This is a genomic window from Francisella noatunensis subsp. noatunensis, from assembly GCF_009823375.1.
GTDB classification, from domain to species: Bacteria; Pseudomonadota; Gammaproteobacteria; order Francisellales; family Francisellaceae; genus Francisella; species Francisella noatunensis.
In genome coordinates this window covers 1-12,669 of sequence record NZ_WBSX01000006.1, presented here as the reverse complement: position 1 = coordinate 12,669, position 12,669 = coordinate 1, and the positions used below count along the sequence as shown (strand labels likewise).

Sequence of the window (12,669 nt, the reverse complement as noted above, 5' to 3'; positions counted from 1 at the left end):
TATATCTAATGGGGATAAAATGTCTGAAAAATTACAAGTTTTAAGAAGATTAATGAAAGAAAAGGGCTACGACTTTTATTTAGTCCCTTCTATAGATGATCATAATAATGAGTATGTTCCAGAGTGCTGGCAATATCGTAGTTGGATTAGTGGATTTGATGGTTCAGCAGGAGATATACTTATAGGTTTAGATAAATCTTATCTTTCAACCGATGGTAGATATTTCACTCAAGCAGAATATCAACTTGATAAGAATGAATTTGTATTATTGAAACAAACAGCTTTTTCTTCAAAAATAGAAGAGTGGCTTGAAGAAAATTTAGCTGGTAAAACACTTGCAATAGATCCGAAAAAAATAGGTATTACTAGAGCGGAAAATTTATTATCAATAGCAAAAAAAGTTGATGGTAAAATTGTTTTTGATAATACTAATCTGGTAGCTCAAGCTCAAAAAGAGCTTAATCAAGAAACCGCTATACCTAAAGAAAATATTTTTGTACACGAAATTCAATATGCTGGTCAATCTGTTGATTCAAAGCTAAGAAATCTTAGAACATATTTGAAATCTATCAAAGCAGAATGTCTGATAGAAACAAGCTTAGATTCAATTATGTGGACTTTAAACATAAGAGGTAGAGATATCAAAAATACACCATTGGCTATTTGCTATATGGTAGTTACAGTTGAAAGTACTTTCTTATATATTGATAAAGATAAAGTTACAGATGAGATTAATACTCATTTTGAGCAAAATAATGTGATTGTTCTTGACTATAAAGAGTTCTTTGCAGATCTGAAAAAGTTTGCTGCAAAGTTTGTTATTGATAGTAATGTTGCAAGTTATGCTGTTAAATTAGCAATCAAAGAAAATGAGCATAGTAAACTTATCGAAGACACTAGTCCAATAATTTTGAGTAAAGCATTAAAAAACTCTATTGAAATAAATGGATCAAAAGATGCTCATAAAAAAGATGCAGCTGCATTTATTTCGTGGTGGTATTGGATGGAGAACAACTATCAAGGGATAGATGAACTTGATGCAATGGCAAAACTTAGAGAGTTTCGTGCTAAGCAAAAGGGTTATGTTGAAGATAGTTTCTCATACATTGTTGGCCATGCTGCTAATGGTGCGATTATTCATTATTCAGCTAAAAGAGATGCTAATCTAAAGAAAATTGATGATCAAGCACCTCTTTTGTGCGATTCTGGAGGGCAGTACAAAGAAGGAACAACTGATATTACACGTGTACTTCACTTCGGTAGACCATCTAATGAGCATAGGAGATACTATACACTAGTTTTAAAAGGTCATCTAGGCTTAGGTAGAGCAGTCTTTCCAAAAGGAACTACAGGATCTCACTTAGATGTATTAGCACGTGAGCATTTATGGCATTTCTGTTCAGATTATGCTCATGGTACAGGCCATGGAGTGGGTAGTTTCTTAGGTGTGCATGAAGGACCTCAACGTATAAACTCAGCTTCTAAAGTTGAGCTAATGCCTGGTATGATTCTAAGCAATGAACCAGGAGCATATTTTCCAGGTCAGTTTGGCATTAGAATTGAAAATTTGTGTTATGTAAAACAACGTGATCAAGATTCTCCTACAGGGCATGGACCTTTTTATTGTTTTGAGGATTTGACATTAGTACCTTATGAATATAATTTGATTGAAACATGGATGCTAACTTATACCGAGAAAAAAACTATAAACAATTACTATAGTAGAATTAGAAAAGAAGTATTACCATTAATCGAAGATCAAGAAGTCAAAGATTTCTTATTATTCAAGACAAGACATATTAAATAGCTGAATAATTTTTTATTTCTAATATTTTTCAATTAATATAGATGAAAATTTCTAATGGTGTTTTTGTGATAAAAAATAGGTAAACATGGCAGCAAAAAATAAAAATTCTAACAAAGATAATAAGAAGTCAATTAGCTATGTAAAGATAGTATTATTTTTGGTATTAACTATTAGTGGAGGTTTTTCGGGACTTCTATTTGATAAGTTTGATATTAAAGAAAAAATTATAGATTTACGTTATAAAATATATAACTATTTTACTAGCGAGCCACTAAAGCAATATACTGCTAAAGATAATCAAAATATAATTGTAAAATTCTTTTCTGAAAGTGATAGTGCAAAAGATCAGCAACAGCAAATAAATCAATTCGAGAATCTAAAGCAGTATCCACCCGTTAGAACACTACCAGCAGTAACTGATTATTGCCATGGTTTTTTGGCGTATGGTAATCCTAGCTATGATGTGACAGAAGGGTTAGGACAGTCAGATCTCTACCTATGTCGTGATGGCTATGTTGTTGGTTATAATTATCAAACTAAAGAGGCGAGTTGGGTAGCATTTAAACTTACGAAGTCAAAAGTCGCTAATAAACTAAAAAGAGATGATAAATTTAAAGAGGATGGTGATGTGCTTTTTGTTTATCGAGCTACATTAGATGATTATTCGCGTTCTGGTTATGATAGAGGACATTTGGCATCTTATGCTTCTATGGATTTTAGTAAAAAGTCTGCGGATGAGTCATTCTTATTGTCGAATATGTCTCCTCAAAAAGCTGGATTAAATAGGCAAGGTTGGGAAAGATTGGAAACAGATGAGCGAATTTGGGCAAATATGTATGATTCAATCTATGTATATACAGGTCCTATCTATAAGAAACAGAAGATATATAAAACAATAGGTGATAATAAGATAGCAGTGCCGGACTATTTCTTTAAGATAATATATGTACCTTCTAAAAACCAAGCTATAGCTTTTGTAATGCCTAATGCTAGAGTTGAAAAGACAAAGATTGCAAATTATAGAGTATCAATCAAGGATATTGAACAGCGAACAGGATTACATTTCTTGACGAATATTCAAGATAGAGATTCTGTTATAAATAATGTCTCTTCTATGTGGAGGACATCTTATTTGTAACCATTATATGATAAGTTATCTACAGTAAGCTTAGATGCTTGCTGAATAATTTTTTCATTACTCGGAGCTTTTAAATCACTAGGGTTTGTATATAGAATACTTAGAGCAAAAGGCGGTTTATTCTGTGGCCAAATTATCGTTACATCATTAGTAGCTGCATACTCTCCACAAGTTCCTGTCCTATCACCAATTGTCCAATTTTTAGGCATACTATACGCTATTCTATTTGCACCAGTATTATTTTTTTGTAAATATCCTATGAAGATTTCACGATGTTTTTTATCTAAAATATTACCAAATGCTAGATTATAGATATCTTGAGTTATAGCTTTGGGCGTTGTTTTGTTGATATCACTATCTGGTTTTGTATGATTGATTTTAGGCTCATCATTTTTGATAATAGTATCTTTATCTCCTAGTTTTGCTACTAATTTATTAAGCTTTTCCAAGCCTCCAATCTCTCTAACCAGGATATTAGCAGCAGGATTATCACTTAGAATAGCTGCATAATTGAGCTGTGATACTGTCAAAGTTTTACCAATATTTTTGCCTGTTACTGGAGCATAACCTAGAGTACCAATATCGTCTTGAGTTATTAGAATTTTTTTATCTAAAAAACCTTTGTCTTGCATATCATATTCTAGAACTGCACCAACTAATAAAAATTTAAAAATACTACAAATTGGGAAGTGATAATTTTCATTGTAGCTGATATTAGTTTTATCATCTGTATTGACGGTATATATACCGAGTTTACCATGATATTTATCTTCCAGATTCTTAAAAGAGTCATCTAGAGTAGTGTTTGCTAGTAAAAATGTTGGAATTAATGATAAAGATGTAAATAGTAGATGTTTCATTTGAGTTTAGCATATTGTCATAAATCAGTAGTTAGAGTTTATAGAAGAGTTATTCTAAACAAAATGCTATCTAGCAATTATTTGTGATACTCTCAAGATATATTAAACAATATGTTTAAATTTTAGTCGCCATGGTAAATTCAGGAAAGGATTTCATTACAAAATCTATCTTCTTCCTCCTGCCATTCTCATGCCAATTGGTGCTGCTGCTTGCGTAATTCTATCAGCATTGATATTTTGTCGTATATAATGATCAGTTTTTTCTCTATCTATATTGTCCCATGTTCTGTTAGCAGCATTATCTAATCCATAATACGGTCTATGGAAGAAATATCCACACTCATAAGGAATATAGCTATATGATGAGTAATTGTTATAATATTGAGAACAGTAACCTGAATAATAATTATTTTCTAATTGATTGTTATTATTACTGCTACTATTAGTTTGATTTGAAATATTGATGTTATTATTTATGGTAATTTTATTAGAATTTGAAGGCACACTAACTACATTTATACCTCCAAGATCGAGCTTTTTAGAGTTTTTAGTTGGTTCGTTAGAAAAAGTTGGTACTCCATTATCATCTTTTTCATATATCTCAGAGGCAAACTATAGCTCAGAGCAAGCCAAAAAATGCTAACTAAAAATATCTTATTTTTTTTCATTTATTGCTTACCTCTACAAACTAGCTTTCTTTGTTATTTCTTTTAGTATTATTCCAACAACTAAGCTAAGTATTATAAGTCCAAAAATTAGAGTCATTCCAATTTTCATCCAAATAGAGTGATAGTCATTTAGATAGACTGTTTGCTCAAGGGAAGCACGAGTATTTTTAGGTAGTTCTTTGACAATTACTCCATCTGAATTGATAACTGCTGTAATACCATTACTTGTAGTTGTAAGAACATATTTGTTATTCTCTATAGCTCTTACTTGAGATATCTGTAGCTGTTGCTCACGTGCTATAGAGTTACCAAACCACGAGTCATCACTTATTATAGAAATAAGTTTAGCTTCTTGTAGTTGATCTCGAACCTGCTCAGGATATGCAACTTCATAGCAAATAAAATTAGCAACAGGCGAGCCAAAGGCTGTCATAATAGGTTGTATATTATCACCAGCATTAAAACTACTAAGACCGACACTATCTACATATCCAAAAAACTTAATTGGAAAATATTCACCAAATGGGACTAAGTGATATTTATTATAAACGCCTTCACCTTTGCCAATAATGATAGAGCTATTATAAATTTTAGTTCCAGCAGTTGATTGATCAGCACTTAAAGATCCTATAAGCATAGCATTATTATTTTTATTTGCAGACTCTGTAAGATTCCTAAAATATTCACTCATGAGCTGTCGATAATTAGGGATGGCATTTTCGGATAGTATTATTAAAGAGTCTTTATATTTAGATGCAGCTTGTTGATAGTACTTTTGCATTTTTGCAAAGTTATCACGATCCCATTTAAACCCTTGGACAAAATCGCCCTGGATCAAAACTACTTTTTGAGGTTGATTCGTTTGGATTTCAGGTTGATAGTGTTTAATAAGATAACCACCTAAATATAACGTTAATATAATAGCTGCAACACTAATTGTCTTCTTAGTAGAAGTGTTGTCACAGATGAAAAAGACTATTAGACAAGCAATCAAAGCAATTATATAACTTACTAAATAAACACCGCCAATATTTGCATACCAAATTAAAGGAGATTCTGTCTGTGAATAACCAAGTGAAACCCAAGGAAATCCTCCCCATAGAAGATTTGCTTTGACAATCTCAAATAGTGTCCACAATGCAGGATAAATTAATAGCTTAGAAAAGTTATTAGCTTTACGAGTAAGAATATGGCTAAAAATACCAAAAGGTATTATATGTAAAAAGCTAAGTAAAATTACTAATGCAATAGCAGCAGATAGTCCAGCGGCTACTGATTCGGTAAATAGATGAATACTTATATATACCCAAGATATACTAGTACCAAAAAAGCCTATTCCAAATAACACAGATGTGAAAAAAGCATCACGAATTCTAACTGATCTATTCAGTAAATAAAAAAAAGCTACTAAAGCTACAACAGCTAATACATCGATGCGAAATGGAGCAAAAGCCAACGTTAGTACGGCGCCACTTAATACTGGTGGAGCAATTTTTAGAATAATCTTTTTCATTACTTCTTAAATTTTTCTACTAAAATTTTGATGATTTTTCTATTATCTGCTTCTTGTACTATAAATTTCAAGCCATCAATAACAATACTATCACCTTTTTCAGGTAATCTTTCTAAAGTCTGAATTATCATCCCAGAGATAGTATCATAATCACCATCATCATCTATCGATGTTGCAAAATATTCCTTGAAATCTTCAATTGATGTTGTAGCATCAATTATAAATTTATCATCAGCTATTTTGACAATATTTTGACTAGAAATATCAAACTCGTCTTCTATATCACCAACAATTTCTTCTAAGACATCTTCGATAGTTATTAGTCCAGAAATTGCACCATACTCGTCAACAACAATAGCAATATGGTTTTGACTATTTTTAAAGTCTTTTAACATTGCATTAAGTTTTTTTGTTTCCGGTATAAAAATAGCAGGGCGAAGTATAGTTTTTATATCTTCTGCTTCTAATTCTTCATCATCAGAAGATTCAATTTCTTTTTCAAAAATTAGTTTTAATAAGTCTTTTGAATGTAGTATACCTAGTATCTCTGACTTATCTCTACAATAAACTGGCAAACGAGTATGGCTTGAGTTTATAGTTTTTTTTAGGATTTCATTAATTGACATCGACATATCTATAGCAACTATTTTTGTATGAGAAATCATGATGTCACCAACATCTAAAGATGATATTTTCATAGCACCGATTAGCATATTCTGTGATGTTTTATCAATAACCTCATTATCAGCTGCTCTATTAATAGCATCAATAAGAGCATCTTCGCTTTTTATATTAAAAATGCTTGATGTAAGTCTTTTTATAAAATGATTATTTTCTGCCATTTTAATTCTCTTGTTCAATGTATGGATTGGCTATTCCTAATTCAGCCAGTAACTCAATCTCTAAATTCTCCATTTCCTCAGCTTCTATATCATCAATATGATCATAACCTAGTAAGTGTAATAATCCATGGATAAAAATATGTTGCCAGTGAGCATCTAAATTTTTATTTTGCTCTTTGGCTTCTTTTTTCAGTACATCTGGAGCTATAACAATATCCCCCAAAAAATCAGCAGCTATATCTTCAGGCAAGCCTTCAGGTTTCTCAAATTCAAAAGAAATAATATTTGTCGGCTTATCTTTATTACGAAATTGTTTGTTAATTTGCTGTATTTTTTGATTTGATACAATACTCACATTAACTTCGGCTTGTGAAATATTATGCTTATCAGCTACGAGAGCAAAACATTTTTCTAGTAAATCTTGATTAGGTATGGGGTGTTCGTCATCGTTGATGACATTTAAGTTTAGACTATCCATTTTTAGTATTCTCTTCATGCTTGTCATAAGCATTTACAATTTTTTGAACTATTTGGTGTCGTACAATATCAACTGATTTTAAATAACTAATAGCTACACCATCAATATTATCAAGAATTGATAGAGCATGTCTTAAACCAGAAGTTACATTCTTAGGTAAGTCAACCTGAGTTATATCTCCTGTTATGACAGCAGTAGTATTAAAGCCAATTCTTGTTAAAAACATCTTCATTTGCTCTTTAGTAGTGTTTTGACTTTCATCAAGGACTATAAAAGAATCATTAATAGTTCTTCCACGCATATATGCTAAAGGTGCTATCTCGATGGCTTGTTTTTCTATTAGTTTTGTAACTTTTTCGACACCCATGAAGTCAAACAAAGCATCATACATTGGACGTAAGTAAGGATCAATTTTTTGAGCTAAATCTCCAGGTAGAAAACCGAGCTTTTCACCAGCTTCAACAGCAGGTCGAACAAGTACTATTCTTCTAACTTCACCTCTTTCATAAGCAGATACAGCACAAGCGATTGCCATATATGTCTTACCAGTACCTGCCGGACCAACACCAAATGTAACAAAATTATGTTTGATATTGTCTAAATAAATTGCTTGGTTCTGTGTACGTGCTTTGAGTTTTTTACTTCGTAATTGAACTTCAGCTTCTTCAACTCTTTTTTGAGCTTTATTACTTGATGCTACTTTTTCTTTTGCTGTAGCATTTAGGATCGTTGTGATTTGCTCTAGATCAAGCTCAGTATTTCCAGCTAAAATTTCAGCATAACATGATTTGATAAATCTTTTTGCTTGAGTATTATTAGCGCTTGATTCACTTGTTATCTCAAATTCATCAGCACGGTGTCTAATTTCAACACCAAAATAATTTTCAATTGCGCGAATATTTTCATCAAGGTTACCACAAAGTAGCATCATGGCATCCTAATTATAAGGCTCTAGAACAAATTGAGTTTTATTCATAAATTAAATAAGTTCTCCTCTAAGAGAGTTTGGTAAGCTTTCTGTTATTTTAACCATAGCAAACTGACCAATCAAAGACTTATCGCCTATGAAATTAACAATTCTATTATTTTCTGTTCTACCAGCCAGAACATTATCATCTTTTTTAGATGTACCTTCAACTAAGATTCTTTGTTCTGTTCCGACCATTTGTCTAGAAATAATTTGCGCATTACTATTTAATAAATCTTGTAGTCTTTTTAGTCTATCTTTCTTAACTTCTATTGGAGTATCATCAGGTAAGTCAGCAGCTGGAGTACCAGGACGTTTGCTATATATGAAGCTAAATGACTGATCAAAATTCACATCTTTTACCAAATCCATAAGCTTTTGGAAATCTTCTTCAGTTTCACCTGGGAAACCAACAATGAAATCAGATGAAATAGTAATATCTGGTCTTATTGCTCTTAACTTTCTTATCTTTTGTTTGAATTCTAAAATTGTATGATTTCTTTTCATATTTATTAGAACTCTATCTGAGCCATGTTGCACCGGTAAATGCAAGTGATTAGCTAGTTCAGGTACACTATCGTAAGCATCGATCAGATTTTGTGAGAACTCAACAGGATGAGAAGTTGTAAATCTAATTCTTTCGATACCATCTATCTCAGCGATGAAGTGAATTAGTAATGCTAAATCTGCAGTTTCGCCATTTTCCATTGGACCTAAGTAGTGATTTACATTTTGTCCCAATAAAGTAATTTCTTTAACACCTTGTTCTGCGAGAGCTGCACATTCTCCAAGCACATCCTCAAATGGTCTGTTAACTTCTGGACCACGAGTATATGGTACTACACAGTATGAACAGTATTTATCACATCCTTCCATAATTGATACGTATGCTTTAGCACCTTCAGCTTTTGGCTCAGGTAAAAAGTCAAATTTCTCAACTTCTGGGAAAGATATATCAACTTGAGATTCTTGAGTGCTTTGTTTTCTCTTAATCATCTCAGGTAATCTATGAATAGTTTGAGGACCAAATACTAGATCTACAAATGGAGCTCTTTTGATAATGTTTTCACCTTCTTGAGATGCAACACAGCCACCAACACCAATTACTAAATCTTCTTTTTCCTTTTTAAGATTTTTCCATCTTCCTAACTCATGGAATACTTTTTCTTGAGCTTTTTCTCGAATAGAACATGTATTTATTAATATTATATCTGCTTCTTTGTAGTCATCAGTTTTAACGGTATGAAAATGCTCATCTAATACCTCATGCATTTTTTGAGAGTCATATTCATTCATTTGGCAACCTAAAGTTTTTATAAAAACTTTTTTTTGTTCTTTCATTGATCTGAAACCTTTATGATTTTATGCTGTTATTTAATTTATTCTCTAAATACTAAAAAGTTATTTATAGTAAAATGCTCGCAAATTCTATCATAAAATTTAACTAAAAGCACGGCAAGTCTCTAGACTAATGATTATCATTAATGCAAAATACTCGGAGTCAATTATTTTATATTCTCATTTGTAATGAAACAAAATCAGTTTACTGAAGATAGTATTTGGCAATACTGTATTGAACATACGAGTGATTTATCAGCTAACCTTAATCTTTTAAATAATTCTACAAAAGAGTCTGTTCATGGTGCTCAGATGTTATCAGAAAAGGTAGTAGCTAAATTATTACAGTTTTTTGTATTTACATCTCAAGCAAAAGTTTGTGTAGATGTTGGCACATTTACAGGAATGTCAGCTATTGCTATGGCTGAAGTATCAGCTAATACAAAAGTGTATACAATTGATAGAGCTAATCAATCAGGTGAAGCTATAGCTAAAGAGTTTATAGCAAAGTATCCTAATATCGAGTATTGTAAAGGTAATGCTATTGATATATTACCAACTCTACCAGATCAGATAGATATAGCATTTATTGATGCTGATAAAAAACAAACGCAACAGTATTTTGATATTTTGATTGATAAGCTATCTGATAAAGGAGTTATCATAGTAGATGATATACTTTGGCGTGGTGAGGTGATAGATCCACAAGATAAACGAGCAAAAGCATTAGATGATTTTAATAAATATGTAAGTCAAAAAGATGATTTAGAAACATTAGTTTTACCTATTCGTCATGGGATTAATATTATTAGGAAAAAATATAAAGGGTTTTAATAGTGGCAAAATTATATTTTAGATATTCAGCAATGGATGCGGGTAAAACATTGGATCTCTTAAAAGTAGCTTATAATTATGAAGATAGAGGTAGAAAACCTTTAGTTCTAACTTCAGCAATAGATAAAAGAGCGGGTTTAAATAAAGTTAAATCACGGATAGGTATAGATCAAGATGCTTATTCATTGACGGATCAAGATAACATCTTTGAATTTGTCAAAGACTATAACGAAAAACATAAGGTAGATTGTGTTTTAATTGATGAGATACATTTTTTTACTCAAGAGCAAGTCTGGCAACTTTCTGATATTGCAGATCAGCTAGATATACCAGTTATCTGCTATGGACTACGAACTAACTATTTAGGTCAACCTTTTGAAACAGCAGCTTTATTGCTTGCAATTGCAGACACTTTAGAAGAGGTCAAAACTATCTGTCACTGTGGTAAAAAAGCTAGTTTTAATATGATGGTGCAAAATGGTAAAGCTATAAAAGAGGGTAATCCAATAGTTGTTGATGATGATTCTCTAAAAGATATCGATACACGATATGTCTCAGTGTGTCGCAAGCATTGGAAAAAAGGTGAGTATCAATAAATTTTATTCAATAAGCATTAGAATGTGCTGGGCATTTCTTACGCCTAACTGAGCCGCTTTTTTATAGTAATACATAGCTTTTTCTTTATCGTAAGGTACACCGTTTTGCTCTTCATTATAATACAAAGAAGCCAGCTTATAATAAGCAGGCCATATCCTTTGTCGGCACCTTCATTGAAGTAGTTAAGAGCAGTTTTATACTCTTTTACATTGTAGTAATATTCGCCAGCATAATACATAGCATAAACATCACCATCTTTTGCTGCTTGTTCTAATTTGTATAATTGTCTAAAGTCTCCTTTTTGAGCAAATATTTGCATTCTTTGGATTTTTTCTTCATGAGTTAATTGAATTCTATCAACTGGAGTCTTAGATTTTTCAGTTTGATTTATTTTTTCTTTTGTAGGCTTATTTGAATTATCTGATTGCTGTTCTGGAGCATTCGCTAATTTTGGAGTTAGAGAAGATTCTTTGACTTTTATATTTTTAATTGCTGCAAGAGTATTTTGTTTAACTAGTTTACTTTCATTGTTATAGAAAAGATAAACAATACCTTCATATTTATTGCTATTTGCTTTTTCGCCAAAGTCAAATCGTAAAGATGATCTAATATCTATATATTTTGATAATATTAAAAAATCATCAATATAACTATAGTCTAGATTATCATTAGTATTTAGTAGCTTCATATCGATAGATGCTTTTAGTATATCTGAATAAAATTGTTGTAATTGACCTTTATTTACTTTTGAGAGATTTAAATAGATTAATCCATTAAGATTAGTTATTTCTTGTTTTGGTGTTGATAAGGAAAATTCAATTTTTTTCTGTATCTGTTCAACTCTCTTAGTATCTTCTAGCTGCTTTTTACGTAAGTTTTGTTGTATTTCTATACGTTTTAATCTTTCTTTTTCTAGAGTTTTTAATCTTTCTTGTTTAACTAGATTCTCAACTTCTACTATTTCCTTTTTAGCTAGTTCAGCTACCTTAGGATCCGAGCTGTATAATAATGTTTGCCATAGCATTAGAGCCCTATAGTTATCGCCTTTGTCTGTAAAGTTACGGGCTTGAACAATTATCGCTGGTTCATAACCATTAGCAGCAGCTGTTATAATGTATTTATCTAGGGTTTTATCATTCTCATTAGGTAATTTATCATCTTTATAAGCTAGATATATTTCATATAATATTTCTGGATCCGTAGTTGATATTAAATTGTTATTAGAATGCTAGATTGTATTCTCAATGTTTATAGAGATACCAAAATGTACTTCATTAGGTGTCAAGTAATTTAAACATTTCTTAGGTCTATTATTCAAGTCTATCTGTAACTTTCTAATGTATTGATGAGATATATTGTTAAAGTTAGTACCTTTAGGTATAAATTGTCTGATATACCTATTCATGTTTTCATTAGTACCTCTTTGCCAAGGACTGTATGGATCAGCAAAGAATACTTTGATGCCAGTCTTGCTAGTTAGCTTCTTATGTTTAGCAAACTCTTTACCATTATCAAATGTAGCTGTTAATATTTTATGACCATTAGATACTTTGTACAATATTCTATTGATTGAATTAGCTGTTCTATCTATAGACTTGGCTAAAATAGTAAATCTGCTAGCTCTATC

Annotated in this window: 12 protein-coding genes and 1 pseudogene; 4 read left to right on the top strand and 9 right to left on the bottom strand. The window is 31.3% G+C overall.

Annotation, left to right across the window (positions count from 1 at the left end):
* Nucleotides 1-19 precede the first annotated feature (19 nt).
* On the top strand, nt 20-1,807 hold the full coding sequence (locus F8C69_RS01185; RefSeq protein WP_192189673.1) for an aminopeptidase P family protein: 1,788 nt from the start codon (nt 20-22) through the stop codon (nt 1,805-1,807).
* Between the two features lie 85 nt (nt 1,808-1,892).
* The gene (locus F8C69_RS01180) at nt 1,893-2,945 is read left to right on the top strand and encodes a DNA/RNA non-specific endonuclease (RefSeq protein WP_159183883.1); all 1,053 of its coding nucleotides are present in this window, start codon (nt 1,893-1,895) and stop codon (nt 2,943-2,945) included.
* Here the strand turns inward: F8C69_RS01180 and bla are convergent.
* From bla to miaB, 7 genes are all read right to left on the bottom strand, one after another.
* Nucleotides 2,936-3,805: a class A beta-lactamase gene (gene bla, locus F8C69_RS01175; protein WP_159183882.1), complete on the bottom strand. Its 870-nt coding sequence runs from the start codon at nt 3,803-3,805 to the stop codon at nt 2,936-2,938. The two genes, F8C69_RS01180 and bla, sit on opposite strands and share 10 nt — an antisense overlap.
* Before the next feature lie 165 nt (nt 3,806-3,970).
* Nucleotides 3,971-4,309 carry a hypothetical protein gene (locus F8C69_RS01170; RefSeq protein WP_234384116.1) on the bottom strand — a complete coding sequence of 113 codons (339 nt, stop codon included), beginning with the start codon at nt 4,307-4,309 and terminating at the stop codon, nt 3,971-3,973.
* Between the two features lie 177 nt (nt 4,310-4,486).
* Nucleotides 4,487-5,986 (bottom strand): apolipoprotein N-acyltransferase, encoded by a 1,500-nt coding sequence (gene lnt / locus F8C69_RS01165; RefSeq protein WP_159183881.1) that lies wholly within the window; start codon nt 5,984-5,986, stop codon nt 4,487-4,489.
* On the bottom strand, nt 5,986-6,828 hold the full coding sequence (locus F8C69_RS01160) for an HlyC/CorC family transporter (protein ID WP_159183880.1): 843 nt from the start codon (nt 6,826-6,828) through the stop codon (nt 5,986-5,988). The genes lnt and F8C69_RS01160 overlap by 1 nt, the downstream gene beginning before the upstream one ends.
* Before the next feature lies 1 nt (nt 6,829).
* Nucleotides 6,830-7,306 (bottom strand): rRNA maturation RNase YbeY, encoded by a 477-nt coding sequence (gene ybeY, locus F8C69_RS01155; protein WP_192189672.1) that lies wholly within the window; start codon nt 7,304-7,306, stop codon nt 6,830-6,832.
* Nucleotides 7,299-8,237, bottom strand: coding sequence for a PhoH family protein (locus tag F8C69_RS01150; protein ID WP_159183878.1), 939 nt, complete (start codon nt 8,235-8,237; stop codon nt 7,299-7,301). Before F8C69_RS01150 ends, ybeY begins: the two co-directional genes overlap by 8 nt.
* Nucleotides 8,238-8,285: 48 nt before the next feature.
* On the bottom strand, nt 8,286-9,614 hold the full coding sequence (gene miaB, locus F8C69_RS01145; RefSeq protein ID WP_159183877.1) for a tRNA (N6-isopentenyl adenosine(37)-C2)-methylthiotransferase MiaB: 1,329 nt from the start codon (nt 9,612-9,614) through the stop codon (nt 8,286-8,288).
* A 186-nt stretch (nt 9,615-9,800) separates the two neighbouring features.
* Between miaB and F8C69_RS01140 the strand changes: the two genes are divergently transcribed.
* Together F8C69_RS01140 and F8C69_RS01135 are read left to right on the top strand one after the other, a co-directional pair.
* On the top strand, nt 9,801-10,445 hold the full coding sequence (locus F8C69_RS01140) for an O-methyltransferase (RefSeq protein ID WP_159183876.1): 645 nt from the start codon (nt 9,801-9,803) through the stop codon (nt 10,443-10,445).
* Nucleotides 10,446-10,447: 2 nt separating this feature from the next.
* Nucleotides 10,448-11,041 carry a thymidine kinase gene (locus tag F8C69_RS01135; protein ID WP_159183875.1) on the top strand — a complete coding sequence of 198 codons (594 nt, stop codon included), beginning with the start codon at nt 10,448-10,450 and terminating at the stop codon, nt 11,039-11,041.
* 3 nt (nt 11,042-11,044) lie between these two features.
* Here the strand turns inward: F8C69_RS01135 and F8C69_RS11145 are convergent.
* Together F8C69_RS11145 and F8C69_RS01125 are read right to left on the bottom strand one after the other, a co-directional pair.
* Nucleotides 11,045-12,270: pseudogene (locus tag F8C69_RS11145) on the bottom strand (tetratricopeptide repeat protein); the annotation flags it as partial.
* The coding region (locus tag F8C69_RS01125) for an IS30 family transposase (protein WP_159183873.1) at nt 12,271-12,669 on the bottom strand (399 nt) is incomplete at its 5' end.